Source organism: Rhizobium sp. N122, assembly GCF_002211295.1.
In the GTDB taxonomy this organism is placed as follows: Bacteria; Pseudomonadota; Alphaproteobacteria; order Rhizobiales; family Rhizobiaceae; genus Rhizobium.
The window spans coordinates 71,350-98,091 of record NZ_LOKU01000003.1; the positions used below are offsets into that span (position 1 = coordinate 71,350).

Genomic DNA, 26,742 nt, shown 5'->3' on the forward strand with positions numbered 1-26,742 from the left:
ACGCTGACGTTTCGGAGCAATTTCATGTTTGGCTGGTTCGAACAGCGACTCAATCCCTTTCCGAGCGAGGAGCCCGTCGCTCCGCCGAAGGGTCTGTTTGCCTTTTGCTGGCACTACAGCAAACCGGCGGCGCCCTGGCTCGGCCTGATGGCCGTGCTGACGGCGCTGATCGCCGTCGGCGAAGTGGCGCTCTTCCAGTTCCTCGGCGATATCGTCGACTGGCTGACCAATGCCGACCGCGCCACCTTCCTTGAGACGGAAGGCCACAAGCTGTTCTGGATGGCGGCGCTGGTGCTGATCGGCCTGCCGCTGACGGCCGGCCTCGATTCCCTCATCATGCACCAGATGCTGCTCGGCAATTATCCGATGAGCGCGCGCTGGCAGATGCATCGCTTCCTGCTGCGCCACAGCATGACGTTCTTCGCCAACGAGTTTGCCGGGCGTGTGGCGACCAAGGTGATGCAGACCTCGCTGGCGGTGCGCGAGACGGTGATGAAGATCCTCGATGTCTTCGTCTACGTCGTGACGTACTTCTTGACGATGATCATCGTCATCGCGGCGGCCGATTGGCGGCTGATGATCCCGATCCTCGTCTGGCTCGCCGTCTATATCGGCATCGTCAGCTATTTCGTGCCGCGGCTTCGCAAGATCGCGGCGGCCCAGGCGGATGCGCGCTCGATGATGACGGGGCGCGTGGTCGACAGCTATACGAATATCGCCACCGTCAAGCTGTTTTCGCATGCCGGCCGCGAGGAGGTTTATGCCAGGGAAGGCATGGACGAGTTCCTGCAGACCGTGCACAAGCAGATGCGGAAGGTGACGCTCTTCCACATTAGCGTCTACCTGAACAACTGCATCGCGCTCTTCATCGTCTCGGGCATGTCGATCTGGTTCTGGCTGAACGGGGCGATCTCGGTCGGCGCGATCGCCATCGCCATCGGTCTCGCCATGCGCGTCAACGGCATGTCGCAATGGATCATGTGGGAAGTCTCGGCGCTGTTCGAGAATATCGGCACGGTCTATGACGGCATGGAGATGATGAGCAAACAGCACGACATCGTCGACAAGCCGGACGCCCCTCCGATGACGGCGAAGAAGGGCGCCATCCACTACGACCGCATCCGCTTCCATTACGGCAAGAGCAAGGGTGTGATCGACAACCTGTCGCTCGAAATCAAGGCCGGCGAGAAGGTCGGTCTCGTCGGGCGCTCCGGCGCCGGCAAGACGACGCTGATGAACCTGCTGCTGCGCTTCTACGATCTGGAGGGCGGCCGCATCACCATCGACGGGCAGGACATCGCCGGCGTCTCGCAGGAAAGCCTGCGCTCGCTGATCGGTGTGGTGACGCAGGACACTTCGCTGCTGCATCGCTCGATCCGCGACAACATCGCCTATGGCCGTCCCGACGCCTCGGATGCCGAGATCATCGAGGCTGCCAAGCGTGCGAATGCCTGGGAGTTCGTCGAAGGGCTCGTCGACATGCAGGGCCGCCAAGGGCTCGACGCGCAGGTCGGCGAACGCGGCGTCAAACTGTCCGGCGGCCAGCGGCAGCGCATCGCGATCGCCCGCGTCTTCCTGAAGGACGCGCCGATCCTGGTGCTCGACGAGGCGACTTCGGCGCTCGATTCGGAAGTCGAGGCGGCGATCCAGGAAAACCTCTTCGCCCTGATGGAGGGCAAGACGGTCATCGCGATCGCCCACCGGCTGTCGACGCTGACGGAGATGGACCGGCTGATCGTGCTCGACAAGGGCCGGATCATCGAGGCCGGCTCGCACGGCGAACTGATCGAGAGCGGCGGCATCTACGCCGACCTCTGGAACCGCCAGTCCGGCGGTTTCCTCTCCGATCACGCCGAGGAAGCGGAAGAGGCGGCGGAATGACAAAAGGCCCTCCCGGCGGGAAGCGGGGAGGGCCTTTAATTCCTATCCTGGCTTTACATTGTGCCTGCCAGCGGTGCTGAGGACTGCTGGCGGCCGCGCCTATTTATTCACAGACTGTCAGCCCAGTCGATGACGCGGTCATGTTCGACGAGGATGATGGTGTTGGCGGCGGCCAGCGTTCGCAGCGCGGCGATGCGGCGGTGCTCCTCCTGGTCGAGCCAGGCGGTAACGGCCTCGGTGACGACTTCGTCGCGCGGCAATTCCAGGTCGAGAGCCAGGGCATCGAGCCTTTCCGCGAGCGGAAGCGGAATATGCGCAACGAGCATTTTCGTTTCCATGGACCTTCTCTCCGGTGAAGCGCGATCGTATCGTCAGATTGTCACGGGTTCGGGCGGAATCAATGGCGATGCCGCCGATGTTATCGATCATTACCAAAATATAAGGTTGAGTCCGCTTTTCATTCCCTTTGCCGCTCCTCCCAATCCGCCTATATCGCTTCCATGTTCCTGCGCCCCATCCTTCGCCTGTTCGAAACCTGGATCGATCCGTTCCGTCCGCGCGCCAATCTTCAGCCGCCGGGCTCGACGCTCGGGTTTGTCTGGTTCTATATCGGCCAGGCGAGGATGCCGTTCATCGCCATGCTTATTCTCGGCGGGACATCGGCGGCAATCGAGGCGGCGCTTTTCTGGTTCGTCGGTCGACTGGTCGATATCCTAGGCAGTATCACGCCCGGCGCCGGATGGAGCGGTCTTCTGGCAGCCCATGGCGGCGAGCTGTTCGGCATGCTCGCTCTCATCGGGCTCGTGCGTTTTGTCGTCGCCTTCCTGATCGCGCTCGTCGATCAGCAGGTGATCACGCCGGGTTTCTACAATCTAGCACGTTGGCAATCCTATCTCCATGTCTCCCGGCAGTCTTTATCGTTCTTCCAGAGCGATTTCTCCGGGCGCATCGTTACCAAGGTCTGGTCGGCCGGGCAGGCGACAGGGGATCTCGTCACCTCGCTGATGGAAAGCGTCTGGTTCGTCGGCATTTATGCGGTGACGACGCTTGTGCTCGTCGCGCGGCTGGACTTTTCCCTTGCCGCCGTCGTGCTGTTCTGGCTTGGCGCCTTCGGCCTGCTTGCCCGCCACTTCGTTCCGAGGATCCGCCATCATTCCCGCGAAACGGCGGAGGCCGGATCGATGCTGAACGGCCGAATGGTCGATTCCTACAGCAACATGCAGACGCTGAAGCTGTTTGCCCGCGACGAGGAAAGCGACCGCTACATGCGGCAGGGCTTCGATATCTTTCAGGATACGGTGCTGCGCTTCACGCGGTTCATCACCGGCGTCAGGGCTTCGATGGCGCTTCTCTCCGGCCTGATGATCGTAACGATGGCTGGGCTGAGCGTCGATCTCTGGCTGCGCGGCCTGGTCAGCTCGGGTGCGGTGGCATTCTCGCTGGCGCTGGTGCTCAGGCTGAATTTCCTGCTCGGGCGGCTGATGACGCAGTTCAACGGCATCATGCGCAATCTCGGCACCATCCAGAACGCCGCCGAGCTGATCTCCCAGCCTCTGGGGCTCGTCGATCGGCCGGATGCGAAGAGCCTGCTGATCCGGCAGCCCGGCATTCGCTTCGACAATGTTTCCTTTCGCTACGGCAAGGGTCACCTGCCGGTCGTCGAGAATTTCTCCCTGACAATCCATCCGGGCGAAAAGGTCGGGATCGTCGGCCGTTCAGGCGCGGGCAAATCGACGCTGATGAACCTGCTGCTGCGCCTCTACGACATTCAGGACGGCCGCATTCTCATCGACGGCCAGGATATTGCAGCCGTGACGCAGGAATCGCTCAGGATGCAGATCGGCGTCGTCAGTCAGGATACCTCGCTGCTGCATCGTTCGGTGCGCGACAATATCCTGTTCGGACGACCGGATGCCGGCGAGGAGCGGTTGGTCGAGGCGGCCAGGCGCGCCGAAGCCATCGACTTCATCGAGCGTCTGCAGGATCAGCAGGGCCGCAAAGGTTTCGATGCGCATGTCGGCGAACGCGGTGTCAAACTGTCAGGCGGCCAGCGGCAGCGCATCGCCATTGCCCGAGTGATGCTGAAGGACGCCCCGATCCTCGTTCTCGACGAAGCGACGTCGGCGCTCGATTCTGAGGTAGAGGAGGCGATCCAATCCAATCTCCATCGGATCATGGAAGGCAAGACGGTGCTTGCGATCGCCCATCGGCTGTCGACGATCGCGGCACTCGACCGGCTGATCGTCGTCGATCTCGGCCGCATCATCGAGGAGGGCAGCCATGAGCAGCTGCTTCGCCGCGGCGGGCTCTATGCCGAACTCTGGGCGCGCCAGTCCGGCGGCTTCCTGGCGACGGACGAGGATGCGGGCTCAAGGGTCGATGGCGAATTCCGCCATGAGGCCAAAATGATTTGAACCGAAGCTGTTCTCGATGCGGCGGACCGATTTCAGCCGCAGGGGCGCCCGGCTGAAGATGTGATCGATCGGGATGCCGAAGGCGCCTGCCGCGATCGGCCATGTCGCCGGCTCCAGCGAAACCGTGCCCAAGCCTTGGCTGCGCATGAGATACTGCACGTCGGGCGCCAAAATCGACGTGTTGAAATCACCGGCAAGGACGAGCGGCCCAGGCAGGGACGGAATAATCTCGGCGAGATCCTCGATTTCCAGGCCGTGGAATTCGTCGTAATAGGGCTTGGTCAGGTGCGCGGCGAGGAAATTGACCTTCTGCCCGTCGAAATCGATCGCCGAGATCGTCAGGCGGTTGCGCCAGAGCAGCCCGAGATTGCGGATGCGGGGTTCGATGAGAGGGCGCTTCGACAGCACCAGCGTATCGCATTCCTGCATGCCGACGCCGCAGCCGATGTAATAGGGGTAGGTCTTCAAGAGCTGCGGCAGTTCTGACAGCAGCGGCTCGGCCTCCAGGATACTGACGACGTCGGCGCCCGAGGCGATCACCATGTCGGCTATATCGGCGCCGTTGGCGAAATTGTCATTCTCGATATTGAAGGACATCAGCTTGAAAAGGGCAGGGCGGCTCTCTTCGACCGCCGGCTCGACGAATTCGCGCATCATCACGACGCCGTGGGCGGCAAGAACCACAGATACGCAGAGCGTCACCACCGCGTACCAGTGGCGCTTGACGAGAAGGGCGGCGACGGAGGCGGCTGCCGCGGCCGCCGCCAGATGGACCTGGAAGCTGTAAAAGAAGGAAAGCAGATAGAAATCGGTGACATACCGCAGCGAGACAATGGCGAGGACGAGGGTCGTGAGAACGCTGAATACGCAAAAAATCGTGTCTCTCATCCGTTCCGGTCCGGCTCGCTGGCGTGGCTGCGACTGCGCCTATCACGGCGGCATTTTTGTTGCAATGCAACATAAGAGCAAGCTCGTGTTTGCCCTAAAAAATTCATCGGAATTCCCGCGACATTGTGCCCTCATCCCCTTGCCAAGGCTGGACATAATTTGCGATCAAGCTTAGAACGCGCCGGATTGCCGGGGAATCTATGGCCGAATTGTGTCCAGATCGATTCGCCGGCAGAGGGGGCAGGGCGGAATTCCGCAATAATTGCGCAGAGGATGGTTAGGCCGTGAGCGAACACGTAACGACAAGCGAGGCTTCGACAGAGCCTACTCGCCGTGATTTCCTTTATCTCACCACTGGTATGGCGGGCGCTGTCGGCGCCGTCGCGGTTGCCTGGCCGTTCGTCGACCAGATGCGCCCGGATGCGTCGACGCTGGCTCTGGCCTCCATCGAAGTCGATGTCGCGAGCCTCGAGCCCGGTATGTCGCTGACGGTGAAGTGGCGCGGCAAGCCGATCTTCATTCGCAACCGTACGCCTGAGGAAGTGAAGGCCGCCGCCGATGTTCCGCTGGCCGATCTCAAGGATCCGGTCGCCCGCAATGCCAACCTGCCGCCCGAGGCTCAGGCAACGGGTGTCGACCGTTCAGGCGGCAAGGACAAGGAAAACTGGATCGTCATGATCGGCACTTGCACCCATCTCGGCTGCGTGCCGCTTGGCCAGGCCGGCGAATATAATGGTTGGTTCTGTCCCTGCCATGGCTCGGTCTACGATACGGCCGGCCGCATCCGTAAGGGTCCTGCGCCGCAGAACCTGGCGATCCCGACCTTTTCATTTATATCCGATACCAAGATCAAGATCGGTTGAGGGGAGACTGATTAATGAGTGGCCATTCCAGCTACGAGCCGTCAACCGGCCTTGAGAAATGGGTCGATGCGCGCCTGCCTTTGCCGCGCATGGTCTATGACAGCTTCATCGCATATCCGGTTCCCCGGAACCTGAACTATGCCTATACATTCGGCGCGATGCTCGCCGTCATGCTGATCGTACAGATCCTGACGGGCGTTACGCTCGCCATGCATTATGCCGCCGACACGTCGCTGGCCTTCAACTCCGTTGAAAAGATCATGCGCGACGTCAACCACGGCTGGCTGCTGCGCTATATGCATGCCAACGGCGCCTCGTTCTTCTTCGTCGCCGTATACCTCCACATTGCCCGCGGCCTCTATTACGGTTCGTACAAGGCGCCGCGCGAAATCCTCTGGATCCTCGGCGTCGTCATCTACCTCCTGATGATGGCGACCGGTTTCATGGGCTATGTTCTGCCCTGGGGCCAGATGTCCTTCTGGGGCGCGACCGTCATCACCGGCTTCTTCTCGGCCTTCCCGCTGGTCGGCGAATGGATCCAGCAGTTCCTGCTCGGCGGCTTCGCCGTCGATCAGCCGACGCTGAACCGCTTCTTCTCGCTGCACTACCTGCTGCCCTTCATGATCGCCGGCGTCGTCGTGCTGCACATCTGGGCGCTGCATGTCACCGGCCAGACGAACCCGACCGGCATCGAGGTCAAGACCAAGACGGACACGGTGCGCTTCACGCCTTATGCAACGATGAAGGATGCGCTCGGCGTCTCCGTCTTCCTGCTGGTCTACGCCTACTTCGTATTCTACCTGCCGAACTTCCTCGGCCATGCCGACAACTACATTCCGGCAGACCCGCTGAAGACGCCGGCCCACATTGTTCCGGAATGGTACTTCCTGCCGTTCTACGCGATGCTGCGTTCGATCACCTTCAACGTTGGCCCGATCGACTCCAAGCTTGGCGGCGTCCTCGTGATGTTCGGCGCGATCATCGTGCTGTTCTTCCTGCCCTGGCTCGATACCTCCAAGGTCCGCTCGGCGGTCTACCGTCCTTGGTACAAGCTGGCCTTCTGGCTGTTCGTGGTCAATGCGATCATCCTCGGCTGGCTCGGCTCGCAGCCGGCCGAAGGCCTGTTCACCACGATTTCGCAGATCTGCACGCTCCTCTATTTCGCTTTCTTCCTGGTGGCGATGCCAGTTCTCGGCCTAGTCGAGACACCGCGGCGCATCCCGAACTCGATCACCGAGGCGGTGCTCGAAAAGCGCAACAAGACAGCCGCAGCCAGTGCGGCGGCCAATGCCTAAGCGCGCGACGGAAGGAAACAGAAATATGAAAACGCTTGTTGCAAGCATTCTTCCGCTCGCAGTCGCTGCTCTTCTCGGCAGCGCCGCCTTCGCCGAGGAAGCCACGCCCGCCAACGGCGCAGCGCCCGCCCATCACGAGGAAAGTGCGACGCCGCACTATCCGCTGAAGGAGCCCAAGGAGGAAGAGTGGAGTTTTGCCGGTCCGTTCGGCCACTACGACAAGGCCCAGCTTCAGCGCGGCCTCAAGGTCTACACCGAAGTCTGTTCCGCCTGCCATTCGATGAACCTCGTGCCTTTCCGCATGCTCGACGAACTCGGTTATTCCGAGGCGCAGGTGAAGGCTTTCGCCGCGAACTACGAGGTCCAGGACGGCCCGAATGCCGCCGGCGAGATGTTTACCCGCAAGGCAGTTCCTTCGGACCACTTCCCGGCACCTTTCGCCAATGCGGAGGCGGCTGCCGCTTCCAACAACGGCGCGGCTCCGCCTGACTTTTCGCTGATCGCCAAAGCCCGTGAAGTCGAGCGCGGCTTTCCGCGGTTCGTCGTCGACATCTTCACGCAGTATCAGGAAAGCGGCCCCGACTATATTCATGCGCTGCTGACCGGCTATGAAGAGCCGCCGGCCGGTTTCCAGGTGCCGCAGGGTGGACATTACAACCCGTATTTCCACGCTGCCGCCGTCCTCGCCATGCCGAAGCCGCTCTCCGACGGCCAGGTGACCTATGACGACGGCGCGCCGCAGACCGTCGACCAGTATTCCAAGGACGTTTCCTCCTTCCTGATGTGGGCCGCCGAGCCGCATCTCGAGGAGCGCAAGCGCACCGGTTTCATGGTGATGGTCTTCCTGGCGATCTTCACGCTGCTGATCTACCTGACGAAGCGCTCGGTCTACGCCAACAAGGAGCATTGAGCGCTCCCGATCAAAATTCAAAAGGCGGCCTCGGCCGCCTTTTTTGTTGGTTCCGCCCCTGGCAATTGATAGGGTGCGGCCGATTTAAAGCGCTCGCAGATATGGACTTTCCATGGACAAGAATATGACTTCGGAGCTCGCCGCCAGCATCCGCTCCATTCCCGACTATCCCAAGCCGGGCATCATTTTTCGCGACATCACCACGCTGCTGGGCAATCCCCGCGCTTTCCGCCGGGCGGTCGACGAACTCGTGCAGCCCTATGCCGGCACGAAGATCGACAAGATCGCCGGCATGGAGGCGCGCGGCTTCATCCTCGGCGGCGCGGTAGCGCACCAGCTTTCCTCCGGCTTCGTACCGATCCGCAAAAAGGGCAAGCTGCCGCATGATACCGTGCGCATCGCCTACAGCCTGGAATACGGCGTCGACGAGATGGAGATGCATCGCGACGCGGTGCAGCCTGGCGAGAAGGTGATCCTGGTCGACGATCTGATCGCCACCGGCGGCACTGCGGTGGGCGCTACCAAGCTGTTGCGCCAGATCGGCGCCGAGGTGGTCGGCGCCTGCTTCGTTATCGATCTGCCGGACCTTGGCGGCCGCAAGAAGCTGGAAGAGCTCGGCGTCGTCGTGCATACACTGGTCGAATTCTCCGGCCACTGACCATGCATTCCTCTTGCGACGTCAATCGAATTCCAAGACGCCGCTTTCAAAGCGCATGACGGGTTCGCCGTTCTGGTTGACGCCCTCGCAGAGGATGGTGTTGAGGTGCCAGCCCGGCCGCGACGCGAGCGGCCGGCTGGAAAGCAGGGCGACGGAATAGGTCACGACGTCGCCCGGGAAGATCGGCCGCAGCCATTGCAGTTTCTGGAAGCCCGGCGAAGGGCCAAGATTCGGCGCCTTCAGGCCCCTTTGGGCGAGGGTGATGTTCTGGTTTTTCCAGAAGGCGAGGAAGGTCCGCATCCAGGCGGCGGTGGTGTGCCAGCCCGACGCGCAAAGACCGCCGAAGAGGGTGTCCTTGGCGGCGTCCTTGTCGACGTGAAAACGCTGCGGATCGTAGCGTCTGGCGAAGCGGATGATGTTTTCCTCGGTGAAGGCGTAGCTGCCGATCTCGGCCTTTTCGCCGACGGTGTAAAGTTCAGACATTCTCATGCTGTCATCTCCGGGGTCACGGTGATGCCCGGGGCAGGGCGCATGCGGATCATGACCGAATTTTCCGACAGGCAGACGAGCTCACCGCGCTGGTTTTCCACCTCGTGACGGAATTTGACGATTCCGATGCCGGGGCGCGAGCGCATCGGCCGAGCTTCAAGCACGGTCGAGTGACCCTGCAATGTATCGCCGGAAAGCACCGGTTTTCGCCATTCCATCAGGTCGATACCCGGCGCACCCTCGCAGAGCGCATTCAGGATGTAGCTGTCGGCCATCATGCGCATCAACATCGAAGAGGTATGCCAGCCGGAGGCGGCGAGACCGCCGAGAATGCTGGCGCGGCCGGCGGCCTCGTCGAGATGCATGGGCTGCGGGTCGAATTCCGCTGCAAACTCGATGATCTCCTCGGCGAGCACCAGCTTCGGGCCGAGGGCGAAGCGGCGGCCGGGCTCGAAATCCTCAAAGGAAAGCTTTTCTGCCGCCATTCGCTTCTCCCGCCATATGCAGCGCCTGGAACAGGATGATTTCAGGCCGGATCAGCCTAAAATCTGAATCCTGTTCTACATTAAAGAGTTAGAGCATGATGTCGCCCGAAAACCACTCACACTTTTCGGCACCATGCTCTATTGCTTACAATAGCATCCGCGCGGGCTCAATGATTCCGGGGAGAGAAACCGGCATGACGGAACTGAGGTCGATACTCGACGAGGCGGCGCGCCAAGGGCTGATTTCGCCGGAGGCGGGAGGGCGGCTCTTGCCGTTCTTGAGCGAGCGCGGCGTCGCTGTCGTCGAAGAGCCGGCAACGAGCGCCGAGGGGCGGGCCTGGTCGGACACGGAGACGCCGCGCTTCGTGCGCGGGTTCCACGACGTGCTGATCACCATCGGAGTCATCGTGGCGCTTTGCGGCCTCTGGGGGCTTGCCGCACTTTATGCGGTGCTGCCCGCCATCATCGTGCTTTCGGAAATACTGGTGCACCGCCAGCGGCTCGCTTTGCCGGCCGTCAGCCTGACGATCGCACTGTTCTGCTGGACATGCCTGCTGATGTCCCATTTCTTCCCGCCGTGGACGCCGACCTCCCAATCCTTCGGAGCGGAGGCGACGCAGTTCGTCGCCGGCTTCCCGATCCTTCTCGGCGTCTATTACGTCCGCTACCGCGTGCCGCTGTCGCTGGCGCTCTCTATCATGTCGGCGCTTGCTTTCGTCCTCACCCTGCTTTTGCGGCTGGTGCAATGGGCAAGCGGCAATCCGGCGTTTTTCCTCGATCATCCCGCCGTGCTGGCGCTGGTTTCCCTGATCTGTGCGCTCGGACTGTTTGCGATGGCGCTCTATTTCGATCTCGGCGACCGGCTGCGGCGGACGACGCGTTCGGATATTGCCTTCTGGCTGCATCTCGGGGCGGCGCCGGCGCTGCTCTACAGCACCGTTTCCCTGCTGTCTCTAGGGGCAGACGTCCGTATCCTCGACGTCGCGAACATGTCGTCGCAGACACCTGCGGTCGTCGCGACGGTGACGGCGCTGATGCTGATCGGTCTCATCATCGACCGGCGCGCCTTCGTGACGTCGGGTCTGCTGTCGCTCGGTGTGGCGATCTTCAGCGTCTTCCGACAGGGAAGCGCCACGGTCGATACCTACATCTTCACGACGCTGATTGTCGTCGGCGCGATCGTATTGATCATCGGCACTGGCTGGATGCCGCTTCGGCGGCTGGTGCTGCGCGCACTGCCGCCGGTCATCGCAAACAGGCTGCCGCCGGGTTGAGGCGCCAGCCTAGCTCGGTCAGGTATTGAAACGGAAGTGGATGACGTCGCCGTCCTGGACGACATATTCCTTGCCTTCGTCGCGCGCCTTGCCGGCATCTTTGGCGCCGACTTCGCCGCTGTATTTGATGTAATCGTCATAGGCGATGGTGTTGGCGCGGATGAAACCGCGCTCGAAATCCGAATGGATGACGCCGGCGGCCTGCGGCGCCTTGGTGCCGCGCTCGATCGTCCAGGCGCGCGTTTCCTTCGGACCGACGGTGAAATAGGTGATGAGGTGGAGAAGCTTGTAACCAGCGCGGATCAGCCGGTCGAGGCCAGCCTCGTCGAGGTCGAGGGCGGAGAGGAATTCCTTGGCCTCATCCTCGGGAAGCTGGGCGACTTCGGCCTCGATCGCCGCCGAGATAACGACGGTTTCGGCACCCTGTTCCCGAGCCATGGCGGCGACGGCCTCGGTGAATTCATTGCCTGTGGAGGCCTCGGCCTCGGCGACGTTGCAGACGTAGAGCACCGGATGCGAAGTCAAAAGGTTGAGGCCCTTGAGGATTGCGATTTCCTCGGCATCGAGCGTCGACAGCAGCGTGCGCACCGGCTTGCCTTCGTTGAGCAGCTTCAGCGAGGCTTCCATGATCGGCAGCATTGCCACCGATTCCTTGTCCTTGCTGGTGGCGCGCTTTCGCGTCTGCTCGGTGCGGCGCTCCAGGCTTTCGAGGTCGGCGAGCATAAGCTCGGTTTCGATGGTCTCGGCATCGGCGACCGGGTTGATGCGGCCTTCGACATGGGTGATGTCGCTGTCTTCGAAGCAGCGCAGCACATGCACGATGGCGTCGACTTCGCGGATATTGGCGAGGAACTGGTTGCCGAGGCCTTCACCCTTCGAGGCGCCGCGCACCAGGCCGGCGATGTCGACGAAGGAGATGCGGGTCGGGATCAGTTCCTTCGACTTGGCGATGTCGGCAAGCTTGCGCATGCGCGGATCGGGCACGGCGACTTCGCCGGTGTTCGGCTCGATGGTGCAGAAGGGATAATTCGCCGCCTGTGCGGCCGCCGTTTTGGTGAGCGCGTTGAAGAGGGTCGATTTGCCGACGTTCGGCAGACCGACGATGCCGCATTTGAAGCCCATGGCTAAAACCTGCTGTTCTTGAATTCCTTGCTGGTGCCTATGGGATAAAGGAGCAATATGGTCAAGTCTTAGAGAGGTTTTAGCGTCGTTCACTTGCCGACCAATCCGTGCTGACCTATTGTTAAAAGCGACGGAGATTTCGACGCATTGCGGATTTCACCGGAATGTGCCCTCGCTCAGATGCAATTGACCGCATCGATGTCGCAGCCGGCGAGCGGTTCTGCTCGTTTGACGCTTGGAGCCGCCACGGCTGACTACTGAAAATTCGTCATCGACTGATTGGCTGTTTTGAAGATTGCTCACCCCATGTCATCAACGGGTGGATTTTCCGATGAGTGACAATGACGTTGCCCTGAAACCGAAGACCAAGGTGAAGCCGAAGCTGGACAAGCCGAAGCTCTATAAGGTCATCCTCGTCAATGACGATTATACCCCGCGCGAATTCGTCATCGTGATCCTCAAGTCCGTCTTCCGCATGAGCGAGGAAACCGGCTACCGGGTGATGATGACGGCGCATAAGCTCGGCTCCTGCGTGGTGGTGGTCTGCGCCAGGGATATCGCCGAGACCAAAGCCAAGGAGGGCGTCGACCTTGCCAAGGAGATGGGCTTTCCGCTGATGTTCACGACGGAGCCGGAGGAATAGCGCGTCTTCAAGGCCGGCGGATCTGATAGCCGGTCTTATCCCGCACGAAGCCGCAATTCTCGTAAAAGCGATGCGTCGCCGGGTTCGTCGAGCCGGTCAGCAGCATCACCTTGTAGCAGCCGGCTTTCCAGGCCTCGGTGACCGCATGGCCGATGACGGCGCCGGCATAACCGCGCTGACGGTGATCGGAATGGGTGACGACGTTTTCGATGAGCGCATACGAAGCGCCGTTCCGCGTCATGTTCGGCACGACGATCAGCGTGACGGTGGCGGCGGCGAGATCGTCGGCAAAGCCGATGAAAACAGTCATGCCGGGCTGGGCGAGGATGGCCGAGAAGCGCTCTTCGGCCACGGCCTTGTCGAGAGCCGGATCGTTAGGGTTCAAATGCCGATAGAGGATGGTCAGTCCCGGGAGATCGCCGGCGGCAGCGGGACGGATGGCGAAATCCAGGTTCGGCACCGGCCTCACTCCCCCTTGTTGCCGAACATCTTCTTCAGCATCTCGGCCATGGGGCCGGTCGCCAGCACCTTCGGCTGATTGTGATTGCGGGCCTGATGGATATGGGACTGGCCGGCCGGCTTCTTTTCGGCAGTCTTGCTGTCCTTTCGCGGCTTCTCCTCCTCGGCCTTGCCGCCGAGCGCCAGCGCGATCTTGTTCATCAGTTGCGAATCCTCGTTTCGCACCAGCATGTCGGTATTATCGGCAAGCGTGTCGAGAAGCGGCTCAAGCCAGGCCCTGTCGGCCTTGGCAAAATCGCCAAGTACATGGTTCTGCACCATTTCCTTGACGCCGGGATGGCCGATGCCGAGACGCAGCCGCCGGTATTCCTTGCCGCAATGGGCGTCCAGCGACCGGATGCCGTTGTGGCCGCCATGGCCGCCGCCGGTCTTCAGCCGCGCCTTGCCCGGGGGAAGGTCGAGCTCGTCGTAGATCGCGACAAGATCGGCGGGCTGGAGCTTGTAAAAGCGCATCGCCTCGCCGACAGCCTCGCCGGAGAGGTTCATGAAGGTCTGCGGCTTGATCAGCAGCACCTTCTCGCCGCCGAGGTCGCCCTCGGCGATCTCGGACCTGAATTTCTTCGACCAGGGGGAGAAGCTGTGGCGCCGATGAATGGCGTCGACGGCCATGAAGCCGATATTGTGGCGGTTGCCGGCGTATTTGCTGCCGGGATTGCCGAGACCCGCGATGATCAGCATGGCCTGTCGTCCTCGCTTAAGCTTTTTCCACGTTCACCACCCGGAAACGAGAGCAAAGTCAAGCGGAAAGGGCAAGCTCGCCGGCAGCGTCATTCCGAAAGGTTCATGCCGTATTTCAGGAAGATCTGCTTCTGGACGCCATCGGCGATCAGTTTATCGAGGGCCGTCTGCATCCTGGCAAGCAGATCGTCGGGAAAGCTCTTCTCGCAGGCGATGCTCATCGGCTGAGCGGAGAGCACGGTCACCATTTCCACCGGCTGGTCGGCCTTCAGCTTGTCGAAATAAAGTTCGGAAATCGGCATCATGTCGATGCGGCCGCCGAGCAGCTTGCGCAGCGTCGCGTTGAAGTCGCTGGCGATATCGAGCTTGGTGAAGCCCTTCTCCTTCAGGATCGTCTCGGTATAATCCTCGCGCTGCGTGCCGATCGTATATTTCTTCGCCTCGTCGAGGTTGCCGGCGGTGACGCCGGAGCCTTTGCGGGTGATCAGGATGTTGCGATCGATGAGCAGCGGCTCGACCCATTTGAACAACGGGTCGCGTGCGCCATTGTGGGCGGTCGCGAAGACGCAGGTCATCGGCACCGTGCGAGCAAGGCCGAAGGCGCGCGCCCAGGGCATGATCTCGATCGTGTAGTCGACGCCGATCGCCGCCATCACTTTTTCGACCTGCTCGACGGTTGCGCCCTTGATCTCTTTGCCGTCGCGATAGTTGAAGGGGGCATAATCCTCGGTGGTGAAGGTTACCGTTTGCGCATGGGCGGCGCAGGGCAGCGCCAGGCATGCGAGAAGCAGGAGCTTTTTCATCATTTCATCTCCTTTATGAGGCGCGCGCGACGGCCGATTGCGAGACCATCAGTTCCTCGATCAGCACGGCGGCGTGCTGCGGACGGTGGAAGAGGTAGCCCTGGCCGTAATCCAGCCCCATCTGGTGGAGCGTGCGGCATTCATCTTCGGTCTCGATGCCCTCGGCAATGACGGTGCAGTTCATCTTGTGAGAGAGCGTGGTAATGCCTTCGATCAGCATGCGGCTCTTCTGGCGCACGTCGTCGTCGCCGTCGTTGATCGCGCGGGTGAAGGACTGGTCGATCTTAATGATGTCGACAGGGAAGCGGTTGAGGTAGCTCAACGACGAATAGCCGGTGCCGAAATCGTCGAGCGCGATACGGCAACCGAAACGGCGAAGCTCGGTGACGATCATGCGGATCTGCGGGTTGTCGTGCATCAGCACGGCTTCGGTGATCTCGACGACGATGCGCTCCGGGCGGATGCCGTGGCGGCCGACGATGGCGGCAAGCCGGGCCGGCAGCGCAGGCTCGAACTGCAGCGGCGAGAAGTTGATGGCGAGATAGGTATCCTGCATGCCTGATATGCGGGAAATCTTCGCGAGGTTGGCGATCGCCTTTTCCATGATGACATTGCCGACGCGGACGATCTTTGCCGTCTCTTCGGCGACGCTGATGATCTCGGCCGGCGGCATCAAGCCCTTCTGCGGATGGTTGAGGCGCATCAGCGCTTCGAAACCGGCGATCCCGCGACCGTTCAGATTGACGATCGGCTGCAGGAAGGCCTCGAACCAGTTGTCGACGAGACCGGCTTCGATATTGGCTTCGATCTCGGCGCGGCTGCGGGCGCGGTCGAGCATGGCGTTGTCGAAGAGCTGGGCGCCATTCTTGCCGTCGCGTTTCTTGGCGTACATCGCCAGGTCGGATTTCTGCAGCAGTTCGGCCGCGGTTGCGGCATGGTGCGGATAGATGGCGATGCCGACGGAGGCGCTCAGATGCATGTCGGGGGCGAACGGCGTTTCGAAGATCGAGGCGATCTGCTCGCACATTATCCTGGCGCGTTTTTCGGCATCCTTGGCCGGCAGCAGGATGGCAAATTCGTCACCGCCGAGACGGGCCGCATCGTCGGAGGGAGCGAGATAGGTCTTCAGGCGCTCGACGAGTTCGATCAGCGCCATGTCGCCGGCGGCATGACCCATGTTGTCATTGATCCACTTGAAGCGATCGAGATCGACGAAGAGGCAGGCGAGTTCCTGGCCGGCGGCGTCGGCAGCGGCGATCTTGCTGTCGAGCACGGCTTCGAAGCCCTGGCGGTTGAGCAGCCCGGTCAAATGATCGGTAATCGCCTGGCGGTGGTTGCGGTCCTCGGAGGCCTTGAGTTCGGTTACATCGGTCATGACCGAGAGCGAGAGGCGGTCGTGAACGCCGGCTTCCGCTTCCGATTCCATGATGAGAACGTCCATGATGCGGCCGTCGAGGCAGACGAATTTGACGGTAACGGTCATGCCGCTTTCGGCCTGGCGGCGCTTGACGAACTTGTCGCGGGTGGCCGAGGTGACGAGATCGGCGAAGTTGCGGCCGATGACGGCGGCGCGGTTATAACCGGTGGCAAGCAGCCAGTAATCGCTGACGGCAGTGATGCGGTCTTCCTCGTCGAGAGAGAAGAGCATGGCGGGCGTCAGATTATAGATGTCGGTGGCGCGGCGGTGCGCGAACTTCAGCTCCTTTTCCTCGCTTTCAAGCTTGGTCTGCATCTCGTTGAAGCTGCGGGCAAGCCGTCCCATTTCATCGTTCGACTGCCAGTCGACATGATGGCGGGAGCCGAGCTGACGGGTGGCCTCGATCGCGGCCGTCAGCCGCATCAGCGGCTGGATGACGAAGAAGCGGTTGCCGATCAGCGCCGTGCCGAAAACGGCCAGGACCGCGAAGAGGAAGATCGAGATGAAGACGACCTCTTCCTGCTTGAGACCAGAAAACAGACCGAGTGCGGGATAATAGACGCTGATGCTGCCAAGGTTCTTCGGGCCGTCGACGGTGTTGTAGATGATGGCGCGCGACACCTGCACGAGCTTGCCGTCAAAGGAGCGCGGGATGGTGGACTGACTGATGTCGAGCTGGCCCGACTGGTCACGCACTTCCACCTTGACGATGGCGCCCTGGGAAACGACCGTCGCGCTGATCTGGGTGACGCTCTCCTCATCGAGATCCCAGAGCGGCTTTGCCAGCGCCTGGGCATTGGCGACAAGAAGAACGGAAATATGATCGCGTATTTCTTTGTCGGCCCGTTCCGAGGAGAGAAAAAGGAAGAGAACAAAGAGGGGGGCGACAAAAACGAGCAGCGCTCCGCAAACAATTCCAAAAAATCTGTTCTCAACGGAATTGTTCATGGTTCCGTCTTCTCCCCCAGGCCGACCCTATCTGCTGTCGCGCGCTAAGGCGGGCTTCTTCGCAGCTGACGAAGCATGCTTTCACGAATACGTTAAATGTTGCTGAAACAGGGGCTTGCCGGGCAATGAAAAGCCCGCCTCCCCTTGGGGGAAGCGGGCCGTATGCTTTACAAATTGGTCGAAGCGATCAGGCTTCGGCTTCGCCTTCCGCAGCACTCTCGATGCCGGCAGCCGGAGCGATGATGGTCGCGATGGTGAAGTCGCGGTCGATGACCGTCGTGACGCCCTTCGGAAGTGTGACTTCCGAAATATGGATGCTGTCGCCGATCTTCTTGCCGCTGAGGTCAACGTTGAAGAATTCCGGGATCGCATCGGCCGGGCAGTGAACTTCGACTTCATGGCGGACGATGTTCAGAACGCCGCCGACCTTGAGGCCCTGGGACTTCTCTTCGTTAATGAAGTGAACCGGGATTTCGACGGTCACCTGGGTGTTGCCGGAGACGCGCAGGAAATCGACATGCATCGTGAAGTCGCGGACCGGATCGAGCTGGTAGTCCTTCGGCAGAACCTTGTACTTCTTGCCGTCGACTTCGATCGTCGCCACGGTGGTCATGAAACCACCTGCATGAATGCGCTTCGTCACCTCATTGGTGTTGAGAGCGATGGAAATGGGGGCCTGCTTGTCACCATAGATGACAGCGGGTATCAAACCGTTGCGGCGAAGTTCACGGGCGGACCCCTTACCAACCCGTTCGCGCGCCTCGGCCTTGAGCTCGTAAGTTTCCTGGCTCATGGCTATTCCTTTCGAGGTTATTTGGAGAGTTCGTCGATGGTCAAAAGCCTGTTCCGTCGAACCGGAGGCGGGTATAACCCAACCTCATCCGCGTTGCCTCCAAGGGTGTCTACGCGGACCGGTGGCCTATATTATAAGTCGCTCGGAAACGCAAGTTGCGGATTCAGGCAGTTTCGGCGAGCCGAATGCTGCGTTCAGGAGCGCGATGTTTGCGCCTGCTGCGAAATCCGCATTCCCGTAAAGCGGCAAAATCAGCGGTGCCGATGTAGGTGAGGTTGACATCGGCGCGCTTCCCCTCTTTGGATGCCGCAATCAAAAAAGCGGCTGAGGAGAAATCGGACTATGCGTCTTAAACTTGTCACGGCAACGAGCTTGCTGGCACTTTGCCTTGCCACCGCGGCCCAAAGCGTCGAGATCAATCAGGACGGCGCCAATGCGGTCAAGGACACTCTGACGAAGCTGCTGCCCGAGGACATGGCAAAGAGCGGCTTCATCAGCGTCAATCCGGCCGGTACGCGCTACGAGATCATCTACGATCTGGCGAAGCTGCTTGCCAAGGTCGATCCGGCGAAATTCGCGATCAACGGGCTGACACCGTTCTCGACGTTCGCCACGCCCCTCGACAGCGGGCTCTGGAATATCGAGGGTGACAACAAGCTCAACGTCTCGGGCCATTTCAAAGGCCCCGACGAGAAGCCGACGGATTTCGCTTATTCCATCGCTTCGCTTGGTTACACCGGTCTCTTCGACCCGGCGATCAGCTATCTTCGTTCCGGTACCTTCACCGCCAAGGACATCAAAGTCAGCAGCAAGTCCGACACCGAGGAAGTCCATGCCAGCATCGCCGGGATGGACCAAAAGCTGAGTTCGACCGACAGCGCCGGCGGCAACGGGCGTATCGATTTTGCGGGCAGCGGCTCGATGTCGACCTTCGTCGAGCAGGTTTCCGGCCTGCAAATGCCGCCCATTGAAATCCGTGCCGACTCGATCGATTTCGACGCCAAGGTGAACGGCCTGCCGGCCAAGCAGATCCGCGAGATCGTGCTTTTCGTCCTCGATCATCTCGACGAGAAGGAGTTGAGCCCCGAAAACAGCGACAAGATCAAGGGAATGCTCAAAGAGGCTTTCCCGCTTCTCGCCTCGTTCAGCGAGACGATCGGGCTCAACAATCTGACCGTCAGCAGCCAGATGGGCAATGGTGGCGTCAAGGCGTTTGGTTACAACCTGGCTGTGGACGGGCCGAGCGACGCCATGCGTTTCGGCTTCGGCATGAATGCGCAGGACATCAGCTTCGACAGCCCGCTGATGCCCGCAAACTATTCGCCGTTCCTGCCGACCAGCTTCGAGCTGCAACTCGCCATGCCGAATCTGGATTTCGCCACCTTCGGCGAGGCTTTGATGGCGATGGATTTCAACGCTACTAAGGAGCCGGAGCAGAGCGGCGACGAGATGGCGAAAAAGCTCTTCCGTGACGGTCGCCTCGCTGTCGAGTTTCCCAAGATCAGTGCCAAGTCTGAGGTCTACGACATCGACGTGACGGGCAAGATCGAAGGACGGGTCGACACCGAGAAGGACTATTCGATGGAGGCGACGATCTTTGCCCGCGATCTCGACAAGACGATCGCCGCCGTTCAGGAGCTTGCCAAAACCGATCCCGATCTCAACCAGGTCTCCTTCGGCATCATGATGGTGAAGGGCTTCGCCAAGACCGATGCGGACGGACGCTCGCGCTGGGACATCAGCATCAGCCGCGACGGCGCGGTTGCCGTTAACGGACAGGTGGTCAAGGGGCCGGACGCTCCGGATCAAGATCAGGGGCTTGAGACAGACCAGGAGCAGGAACCGGACCAGGGCCAGGATGCGGCACCTGCGCCGCCGCAGCAGCCTTGAGCGTTATCAATCAGATAAGAAACAAAAGAAGCCGGCCTTGTGCCGGCTTTTTGCGCCTTACATGACAAGCTTCGCGGAATGATTGGATCGGCGGTTTATTCTGGTTAATTCACACTGCTCGATGAGCGTGCCCGGTGATAGCCAGGTCCATGCAGAAATTGAAAGAGCCGGTCGAATGCCGGCTCTTTTCAATCGAAGAGGCTGGAGACGGACTCTTCCTGGGCTGTTCGGCTGATGGCTTCGCCGATCAGCGGCGCCGTCGTCACGATGCGGATATTGTGCGCCGAGAGCACGGCCGTCGTCGGCTGGATCGAATCCGTGATGACGAGTTCGCGCAGCTTCGAGGAGGTGACGCGGGTGACCGCGCCGCCGGAGAGGACGCCGTGGGTGATATAGGCGGTGACGCTGGCTGCGCCCTTGGCGAGCATCGCGTCGGCCGCGTTGCAGAGCGTGCCGCCGGAATCGACGATGTCGTCGATCAGCAGGCAGTCCTTGCCGGCGATATCGCCGATGATGTTCATCACTTCGGATTCACCCGGCCGATCGCGACGCTTGTCGACGATGGCCAGAAGACAGTCCAGCCGCTTGGCAAGGGCGCGGGCGCGAACCACGCCGCCGACATCGGGCGAAACGACCACGACGTTGCTGAGGTCGTAATGGCTCTTAATGTCGCGCGTCAGCACAGGCAGGGCGAAGAGATTGTCCGTGGGTATATCGAAGAAGCCCTGGATCTGCCCGGCATGGAGATCGAGCGTCATCACCCGGTCGGCGCCGGCTTCGGTGATGAGGTTCGCGACCAGCTTGGCGGAGATCGGTGTGCGGCCTGAGGCGCGCCGGTCCTGGCGCGCATAGCCGAAATAGGGAAGCACCGCGGTGATGCGGCGGGCTGAGGAACGACGCATCGCGTCGATCATGATCAGCAGTTCCATCAGGTGGTCGTTGGCAGGGAAGGCGGTGGGCTGCACGAGGAAAACATCCTCGCCGCGCACATTTTCCTGGATTTCCACGAAGATTTCCTGATCGGCAAACCTTCGAACACTGGCTCTCCCCAAGGGAACGTTGAGATAGGTGCAGATCGCTTCGGCGAGTTGCCGGTTCGAATTGCCTGCGAAAACCTTCATTTTGGTCCGCCCGTTATGCGCTGATAGCCGCGCTTTTTAGCCAGCTTCCCCGTGAATGCAAGGGCAAAGGCGCCACAGGCTTTCATATTTGCGAAAAGTTTGTGACTAACCGCCCCGCGTCTGCCGCCAGGAGGAGAATTCCGCGATGGTTTTCGAGCCGATCTGCTGCATCACCGAGGCGGGAACGCCAGCCCAGGGATCGGCCGCGGCCGTCGGCACGCTTTCCTGCCCCTGGATGCGGTGCAGGCGACCGCCGCTACTGTCGAGAATGTCCCAGACATAGACCACGGTGACCTTGCCGTCATCGCTGAAGGCGGAGAGATAACCTTTGAGAATGTAATCGCTGCTCGCATCGGTCGAGCTCCTGATGGAAAGGCCGTGGGCCCGTGCCTCGGCGCCGAGCTGGCGCGAGAGCGGGGTCACCGCCTGAACCGGTGCGCCGATGATCGGCAGGAAGCGCACGGTGTTGCCGCGGGCAGAGGAGGGGCCGGGCAGGGCGGCGGTCTGTTGCGGCTGTTGCGTCTCGACCGGCAGAGCCGACTGCGCGGGAAGCCCACCGCCGGAAGCCGGCGGCGGCAGTGATTGCCCTTCGATCGGGGCGGAGGCGGCCGGCGAGGAACTGCTCCTCGACAGGGCGTCTGCCTGCTCCTGCATTGTCGTCGGCGGCGCGCCCGTGCCGGGCCGATAGGCCTGCTGCGACTGATCATAGGCTGGATGGTATCCGCGCGGCTGCTGGTCGCCGGCGAAACTGGGCTGGCGGGTGCCCGCCAGACGCTCGGCCTCGCTCTGCGTCACCGGGCTCGACGACGCGCGTGCGGAGGAATCGCCGATATCGACCTGCGGCGTCAGCGCATCGGTGGTATTGCAGGCGGTCAGTAGAGCCGTGACGACCAGGAGCGTGGGCACAATCGCAGCTCGCGTCATCCCTTGATCCGTCCTTCCCACATTCGCATCAGCCCCGTCCGAATTTATGGGGGCGGGGGCGGGCGTCTGTCAATTCCGGAATCTCATCGGTCAAAGACCGATGAAATCGAGAGGGTGGCGGGACAACGCGCGCGGCGCATCCGCCGTCGTCAGATAGGTCTGGCCGAGCGTCATCGCCGTGCCTGTGTCGGAATCGGCGATGATCATGTGCACGAAAAGCGACATGTTCGGCTCGATCGGCTGCGGATTGCCGGCATGGAACATCTGATGCTCCATCCAGGAGGGCGAGAAGCGGGCGCCGAGCGAATAACCACAGGCGTTCAGCCGGTGGCGGGCGAGGCCGCGCTCGTCCATGATCCTGGCATGCATGTCGAAGACGTCGCCAAAGCTGTGGCCCGGCTTCAGCACGGTCTCGATCGCCTCGATGGTTTCGCGGCAGGCATTATAGAGCTCGCGGTGGCGTTGCATCGGCTCGCCGATGGCGATCGTGCGCATCATGGCGGCATGGTAATGCGCGTAAGTGCCGGCCCATTCGAGCGTCAGCTGGTCGCTTGCGTCGAGTTTGCGGCGGCCGGCCTTGTAGCGGCAAAGCAGGGCATCGGCGCCGGAGCCGATGATAAACTCGTTGGCGGGATAATCGCCGCCGCCGGAAAAGATCGCGCCCTGCATGGCGGCGAGGATATCGGCCTCGTCGGCGCCGGGCTTCGTGAGCCGGATCGCGGCGTCGAGCGCGTCGTCGGCGAGAACAGCGGCGCGCTCGACATAGGCGACCTCAGTCGGGCTTTTGACGAGGCGCAGCCGGCTGACGAGATAGGATGCGTCGACGATCTGGCCGAACGTGGTCAGCTGCGCGTCGAGCAGCCGGGAAATACGGCCGGTCATGCCGTGCGTGTCATATTCCACTCCGATGCGGGCGCCGAGCAGGTCCATCTCGACCAGCAGGTTCTTCAGGTCGAGCGTCGGATCGGCATTGACCCGGTCGACCCAGATGTGGATGTCCTCGAGGATCGAGGTGTGCCTGGCCTGGCGAAGATCGGCCGAGCGGGTGATCAGCGCCATGGTGCCGTCGCTCTTGACGATCAGCGTCTGGAAGAAGCAGTAGCCGAAGGTGTCGTAGCCGGTCAGCCAGTACATGCTTTCCTGGGCGAAGAGCAGCAGGGCGTCGAGCTTTTCTTCCTTCATCTTCTCGGTGAGGCGCGCAAGCCGGCTTGCGAATTCGGCCTTTTCGAAGTGCAGTGCCATTCTGCTCAAGTCTCCCTGATTGAGATCGCGGAAATCTGGCGGCCGTAATCCGGCTCCTTGCGATGTGTCGTCCTGCGGTAGGAAAAGAAGCGCTCGCTGTCCGGATAGGTGCAGAGGCCAAGGCTTTCCGCCCGCACGCCGGCTTTCGTCAGCCGGTCGACGGTCAATGCCGGCAGATCGAACATGGCGTGGCCGGGCTTTGCCGAAGGCGCGAAGAAACGTCGGTAATCCGGGTTCTCGGCGAGGAAGCGCTCGACGAATTCCGGGCCGACCTCATAGCTTGTCTGGCTGATCGACGGGCCGAGGCAGGCGATAATGCGTGCGCGGTCCGCCCCCAGCCTCTCCATGGCGGCGATGGTGTTTTCAAGCACGCCCGTCAGCGCCCCCTTCCAGCCGGCATGGGCGGCGCCGACGACGCGATTGTCCGGGTCGGCAAACAGGATGGGGCCGCAATCGGCGCCAAGCACGCCAAGCACGATGCCGGGGATGCGCGTTACCATCGCATCCGCGTCGGGGCGGGCGCCGTCGTAATCGGCATCGATCGTCACGACATCGGGGGAATGCACCTGATGCACGGTCGCCAGCCGCTCGACCGGCAGGTCGAACCAGGCGGCGACGCGGCGGCGGTTTTCCAGGACCTTGTCGCGTTCGTCGTTGGAGCTGAGGCCGACATTGAGGCCATGATACAGCCCTTCGGAAACGCCGCCGGCGCGGGTGAAATAACCGTGGCGGATAGTGCCGCCCGCCGCTTCGTTCAGCAGCGCACTTTCGATCGGTGCGGGAGAGGCCGCGTCCTGCATCTGTGATTCCGGGGTTTTTTAAGAGGTTTGTTATTATCCCAAGCGCATCGCACTGGCGGCGCGCTTCAAGTTCTTGGTCGCGCGGATGTTGAACCAGCCGCGTGCGCCCTGTCAATCCACCGGGCGAAAGGGCATGAGGTCGACTGCCGGATGAGAGACGGCCATCGCCTTGAAGAGTTCACCCATCCGGCCCTCACCGGCGCCGGCGAGCCGTTCGACTGCCGCTTGGATAACCTGCTGCGTTTGCGGCTCGCGATCCTGGCCGAGGGCGGCGGCACGTTCGAGGATGCCGAGCCCGGTCAGAAAATCACCTTGATGCAGAGCGCCGTTCAGATGGACGCCGGCCGCAAGCGCGGTTTCGGCGAGCTGCTGGAAGTCGACATGGCTCGTCAGATCGGCTTCACCGGGATGGGCGAGCGGCGGGTCGAATTCATGCATGCGCACGGCCTGCAGCGTATCGCCGAAGCCGGTGACGAGATGACCGTAATCGATCGCGAGCGCCGTGCCGCCGAAGGCGCGCAGCCGCTCGCAGATCGCCATCATCACCGCCTGGCGGGCAGGCGAGATTTCGAAGAGCGTGCCGAGCGGCAGGTTCTGCACCGGTTCGGGCAGAAGCGCCGGATCGAGGCCGGCGACGCCGGCGGCGAAGGTCAGCTCGCCCTCGGCATCAATGCCGATCATGCGCTCGCGGAAACCCGTCGGCATGCGGACGAACTGGCGGATCGGAATGGCGTCGAACAATTCGTTGGCGGCGATCAGCGTGAAGCCTGGCGGGACTTCATCGAAGCCGCCGTGCCAGGTGATCTTCTCGCCGTAGGCTTCGAGCGTCTGGCTCTGGACGTCGCGCAGGCGCTCGCTGGTTTCGACGAGATGCACGGTCATCGCCTCCATGAGGGGCGGGGCGATGCGGGAAATGACGCGCAGCATATCCGCCATCATCGTGCCGCGGCCGGGGCCAATCTCGACGAGGCGCACGCCCGCCGGCGTGCCGTGACGCTGCCAGGCATGGACGATGAAGACGCCGATCATCTCGCCGAAGATCTGGCTGACTTCGGGCGCGGTCACGAAATCACCGGACCGGCCGAAGGGCTCGCGGGTGCGGTAGTAGCCGTGTTCGGGATCAGCCAGGCAGAGCGAGAAATAATCAGTGACGCTGATCGGTCCGTTGGCCTGGATGATCGCCTTGATTTTTTCGCCTAAAGCGGTGGTCATATCGCGCGTCCTGCCGTTTCAGAGCTGCAGCGCAGCCTGGCGGCGGGCCCTGAGCATCGCCCAGAGGCCGAGCAGGATCATCGGGGAGGAGAGCACCATGCCCATGGTCAGCCAGTTCGTGCCGAGGAGGTAACCGAGCTGGGCGTCAGGCTCGCGGAAGAATTCGACGAAGATGCGCGACAGCGCATAACCGCAGACGAAGACGCCGGTGATGAAGCCGGGGCTCTTCAGCGCCCGCATGCCGTAAACCAGGGCGGCCAGCACCAGGAGGAGAACGATGCCTTCGAGGCCGGCTTCGTAAAGCTGGCTCGGGTGGCGGGCGAAGGGACCGCCGGTCGGGAAAACCACGGCCCAGGGTACGTCGGTCAGCCGGCCCCAGAGTTCGCCATTGATGAAATTGGCGATGCGGCCGAAGAACAGCCCGAAGGGAACGACGGTGGCGACGATATCGAACAGGCTCCAGATCGGGATGCCGTTGCGGCGGGCAAAGACGATCATGGCGATCGTCGTACCCGTCAGGCCGCCATGGAAGGACATGCCGCCGTTCCAGATCTCGAGCGCACGGATGGGACTGCGCATGACGGCGGGAAGATCATAGAAGAAAATATAGCCGAGACGGCCGCCGAGGACGACGCCGAGGGCGGCCCAGACGATGAAATCGTCGAGCTGCGTCTTAGACATCGGCGAGACGTTGCCTGGCCAGAGACTGTCATTGGCGGCGAGACGGCGCGCATAGGCCCAGCCGAGCAGGATGCCGGCGACATAAGCGAGACCGTACCAATGAATCGCCAGCGGGCCGATCGAAAAGGCGATCGGATCGATGTCCGGGAAAGGCATGATGGCAAGGAGATTGGCTGCTGTCGGCAAGGTTTTCCCACCTGTTTGGTTGCGCGGAACATGCCGCTGCGATCCCGGACGGTCAAGTCCATTGTTCGTGATGGCGCTTTCGCGGCCCGTTCCGGCAAGCCGATCCAATGCAAAGCGCTTGCATCGCGGGTGGCGAAGCCCTACCTCAATCCTTGAGGCCCCAAAGGGCTGAAGTTCACCTCATGCGAAGGGAGAAAAACGCCATGACGACCGGAACGAACCGCATCATGGACGAATTCGCCAAGCTGATGACCGATGCGGCAGGTGCTGCCCAGGGCGTCCGCAAGGAGATCGAGACCGCCTTCAACGCCCAGGCCGAGCGTTGGCTGAACAGCATGGATATCGTCAAGCGCGAGGAGTTCGAGGCCGTGCGCGAGATGGCGATCAAGGCGCGCGACGAAAACGAGGCGCTTGCCGCCCGCATTGCGGCGCTTGAGGCGAGGCTTGCCGGCGAGGGGCACTGAAGCGCGTCGCGATCTTTCAGATTCCCTCCCTGGCCGTTTGTCTCCACAACCGCAAACCGCTGAGCACTTTGCGCGGCATGCTTTAACGTCCCGATATGACGCAGATGCGGCGTTGCCTTCATGCCACACGCCGCATCCGTCA

Annotated in this window: 26 protein-coding genes; 10 read left to right on the forward strand and 16 right to left on the reverse strand. The window is 61.7% G+C overall.

Annotated features, from left to right (window positions below):
- The first annotated feature begins 24 nt into the window (after window positions 1-24).
- Window positions 25-1,881 carry an ABC transporter ATP-binding protein gene (locus tag ATY75_RS03230; protein WP_088936451.1) on the forward strand — a complete coding sequence of 619 codons (1,857 nt, stop codon included), beginning with the start codon at window positions 25-27 and terminating at the stop codon, window positions 1,879-1,881.
- A 107-nt stretch (window positions 1,882-1,988) separates the two neighbouring features.
- On the opposite strand, the gene ATY75_RS03235 is transcribed toward ATY75_RS03230, so the two are convergent.
- Complete coding sequence (locus tag ATY75_RS03235) at window positions 1,989-2,219, reverse strand: hypothetical protein (protein WP_064840008.1); 231 nt, start codon at window positions 2,217-2,219, stop codon at window positions 1,989-1,991.
- Between the two features lie 162 nt (window positions 2,220-2,381).
- Between ATY75_RS03235 and ATY75_RS03240 the strand changes: the two genes are divergently transcribed.
- On the forward strand, window positions 2,382-4,295 hold the full coding sequence (locus ATY75_RS03240; protein WP_088936452.1) for an ABC transporter ATP-binding protein: 1,914 nt from the start codon (window positions 2,382-2,384) through the stop codon (window positions 4,293-4,295).
- Here the strand turns inward: ATY75_RS03240 and ATY75_RS03245 are convergent.
- Window positions 4,251-5,183: an endonuclease/exonuclease/phosphatase family protein gene (locus ATY75_RS03245; protein ID WP_088936453.1), complete on the reverse strand. Its 933-nt coding sequence runs from the start codon at window positions 5,181-5,183 to the stop codon at window positions 4,251-4,253. The genes ATY75_RS03240 and ATY75_RS03245 overlap by 45 nt on opposite strands.
- A 284-nt stretch (window positions 5,184-5,467) precedes the next feature.
- Between ATY75_RS03245 and petA the strand changes: the two genes are divergently transcribed.
- The 4 genes from petA to ATY75_RS03265 all read left to right on the forward strand — a co-directional run bounded on the left by petA (window position 5,468) and on the right by ATY75_RS03265 (window position 8,909).
- Window positions 5,468-6,046, forward strand: a complete 579-nt coding sequence (gene petA / locus ATY75_RS03250) for a ubiquinol-cytochrome c reductase iron-sulfur subunit (protein ID WP_082935677.1) — start codon at window positions 5,468-5,470, stop codon at window positions 6,044-6,046.
- A 14-nt stretch (window positions 6,047-6,060) separates the two neighbouring features.
- Window positions 6,061-7,341, forward strand: coding sequence for a cytochrome b N-terminal domain-containing protein (locus ATY75_RS03255; RefSeq protein ID WP_064839998.1), 1,281 nt, complete (start codon window positions 6,061-6,063; stop codon window positions 7,339-7,341).
- Between the two features lie 25 nt (window positions 7,342-7,366).
- A complete protein-coding gene (locus ATY75_RS03260) occupies window positions 7,367-8,251 on the forward strand; it encodes a cytochrome c1 (RefSeq protein ID WP_064839996.1) in 885 nt (294 codons plus the stop codon).
- Between the two features lie 112 nt (window positions 8,252-8,363).
- The gene (locus tag ATY75_RS03265) at window positions 8,364-8,909 is read left to right on the forward strand and encodes an adenine phosphoribosyltransferase (protein ID WP_049736186.1); all 546 of its coding nucleotides are present in this window, start codon (window positions 8,364-8,366) and stop codon (window positions 8,907-8,909) included.
- A 21-nt stretch (window positions 8,910-8,930) separates the two neighbouring features.
- Here ATY75_RS03265 and ATY75_RS03270 read toward each other — a convergent pair whose 3' ends face one another.
- Both ATY75_RS03270 and ATY75_RS03275 read right to left on the reverse strand, forming a co-directional pair.
- Window positions 8,931-9,398 carry a MaoC family dehydratase gene (locus tag ATY75_RS03270; RefSeq protein WP_064839994.1) on the reverse strand — a complete coding sequence of 156 codons (468 nt, stop codon included), beginning with the start codon at window positions 9,396-9,398 and terminating at the stop codon, window positions 8,931-8,933.
- Window positions 9,395-9,883: a MaoC family dehydratase gene (locus tag ATY75_RS03275; RefSeq protein ID WP_064839992.1), complete on the reverse strand. Its 489-nt coding sequence runs from the start codon at window positions 9,881-9,883 to the stop codon at window positions 9,395-9,397. The genes ATY75_RS03270 and ATY75_RS03275 overlap by 4 nt, the downstream gene beginning before the upstream one ends.
- Window positions 9,884-10,077: 194 nt before the next feature.
- On the opposite strand from ATY75_RS03275, the gene ATY75_RS03280 reads away from it, so the two are divergent.
- Window positions 10,078-11,157, forward strand: coding sequence for a hypothetical protein (locus ATY75_RS03280; protein WP_088936454.1), 1,080 nt, complete (start codon window positions 10,078-10,080; stop codon window positions 11,155-11,157).
- 18 nt (window positions 11,158-11,175) lie between these two features.
- Here the strand turns inward: ATY75_RS03280 and ychF are convergent, their stop codons facing one another.
- Window positions 11,176-12,279, reverse strand: a complete 1,104-nt coding sequence (ychF, locus tag ATY75_RS03285; protein WP_064839987.1) for a redox-regulated ATPase YchF — start codon at window positions 12,277-12,279, stop codon at window positions 11,176-11,178.
- A gap of 331 nt (window positions 12,280-12,610) precedes the next feature.
- On the opposite strand from ychF, the gene clpS reads away from it, so the two are divergent.
- The gene (gene clpS / locus ATY75_RS03290) at window positions 12,611-12,922 is read left to right on the forward strand and encodes an ATP-dependent Clp protease adapter ClpS (protein WP_064841403.1); all 312 of its coding nucleotides are present in this window, start codon (window positions 12,611-12,613) and stop codon (window positions 12,920-12,922) included.
- A gap of 7 nt (window positions 12,923-12,929) precedes the next feature.
- Here the strand turns inward: clpS and ATY75_RS03295 are convergent, their stop codons facing one another.
- From ATY75_RS03295 to ATY75_RS03315, 5 genes are all read right to left on the reverse strand, one after another.
- Window positions 12,930-13,391 (reverse strand): GNAT family N-acetyltransferase, encoded by a 462-nt coding sequence (locus tag ATY75_RS03295; RefSeq protein WP_064839985.1) that lies wholly within the window; start codon window positions 13,389-13,391, stop codon window positions 12,930-12,932.
- On the reverse strand, window positions 13,388-14,119 hold the full coding sequence (gene pth, locus ATY75_RS03300; protein WP_064839984.1) for an aminoacyl-tRNA hydrolase: 732 nt from the start codon (window positions 14,117-14,119) through the stop codon (window positions 13,388-13,390). Before pth ends, ATY75_RS03295 begins: the two co-directional genes overlap by 4 nt.
- Window positions 14,120-14,208: 89 nt before the next feature.
- Window positions 14,209-14,922 carry a transporter substrate-binding domain-containing protein gene (locus ATY75_RS03305; protein ID WP_064841402.1) on the reverse strand — a complete coding sequence of 238 codons (714 nt, stop codon included), beginning with the start codon at window positions 14,920-14,922 and terminating at the stop codon, window positions 14,209-14,211.
- A 13-nt stretch (window positions 14,923-14,935) separates the two neighbouring features.
- The gene (locus tag ATY75_RS03310) at window positions 14,936-17,287 is read right to left on the reverse strand and encodes an EAL domain-containing protein (protein WP_088936455.1); all 2,352 of its coding nucleotides are present in this window, start codon (window positions 17,285-17,287) and stop codon (window positions 14,936-14,938) included.
- Window positions 17,288-17,474: 187 nt separating this feature from the next.
- A complete protein-coding gene (locus tag ATY75_RS03315; protein ID WP_064839979.1) occupies window positions 17,475-18,080 on the reverse strand; it encodes a 50S ribosomal protein L25/general stress protein Ctc in 606 nt (201 codons plus the stop codon).
- A 342-nt stretch (window positions 18,081-18,422) separates the two neighbouring features.
- On the opposite strand from ATY75_RS03315, the gene ATY75_RS03320 reads away from it, so the two are divergent.
- On the forward strand, window positions 18,423-19,970 hold the full coding sequence (locus ATY75_RS03320) for a hypothetical protein (protein ID WP_088936456.1): 1,548 nt from the start codon (window positions 18,423-18,425) through the stop codon (window positions 19,968-19,970).
- A gap of 188 nt (window positions 19,971-20,158) precedes the next feature.
- Here ATY75_RS03320 and ATY75_RS03325 read toward each other — a convergent pair whose 3' ends face one another.
- From ATY75_RS03325 to lgt, 6 genes are all read right to left on the reverse strand, one after another.
- Window positions 20,159-21,091, reverse strand: a complete 933-nt coding sequence (locus tag ATY75_RS03325) for a ribose-phosphate pyrophosphokinase (RefSeq protein WP_049736196.1) — start codon at window positions 21,089-21,091, stop codon at window positions 20,159-20,161.
- A gap of 105 nt (window positions 21,092-21,196) precedes the next feature.
- Window positions 21,197-22,015, reverse strand: coding sequence for a hypothetical protein (locus ATY75_RS03330; RefSeq protein ID WP_088936457.1), 819 nt, complete (start codon window positions 22,013-22,015; stop codon window positions 21,197-21,199).
- A 90-nt stretch (window positions 22,016-22,105) separates the two neighbouring features.
- Entirely contained in the window at window positions 22,106-23,257 is a 1,152-nt protein-coding gene (locus ATY75_RS03335) for a Xaa-Pro peptidase family protein (protein WP_088936458.1), read from the reverse strand.
- A 5-nt stretch (window positions 23,258-23,262) separates the two neighbouring features.
- Window positions 23,263-24,057 (reverse strand): peptidoglycan editing factor PgeF, encoded by a 795-nt coding sequence (gene pgeF / locus ATY75_RS03340; RefSeq protein ID WP_088936459.1) that lies wholly within the window; start codon window positions 24,055-24,057, stop codon window positions 23,263-23,265.
- A gap of 111 nt (window positions 24,058-24,168) precedes the next feature.
- Window positions 24,169-25,269 carry a class I SAM-dependent methyltransferase gene (locus tag ATY75_RS03345; protein WP_064839968.1) on the reverse strand — a complete coding sequence of 367 codons (1,101 nt, stop codon included), beginning with the start codon at window positions 25,267-25,269 and terminating at the stop codon, window positions 24,169-24,171.
- 18 nt (window positions 25,270-25,287) lie between these two features.
- Window positions 25,288-26,136 carry a prolipoprotein diacylglyceryl transferase gene (lgt, locus tag ATY75_RS03350; RefSeq protein ID WP_064839965.1) on the reverse strand — a complete coding sequence of 283 codons (849 nt, stop codon included), beginning with the start codon at window positions 26,134-26,136 and terminating at the stop codon, window positions 25,288-25,290.
- A 203-nt stretch (window positions 26,137-26,339) separates the two neighbouring features.
- On the opposite strand from lgt, the gene ATY75_RS03355 reads away from it, so the two are divergent.
- Window positions 26,340-26,600 (forward strand): accessory factor UbiK family protein, encoded by a 261-nt coding sequence (locus ATY75_RS03355; protein ID WP_003581142.1) that lies wholly within the window; start codon window positions 26,340-26,342, stop codon window positions 26,598-26,600.
- Window positions 26,601-26,742: the final 142 nt, after the last annotated feature.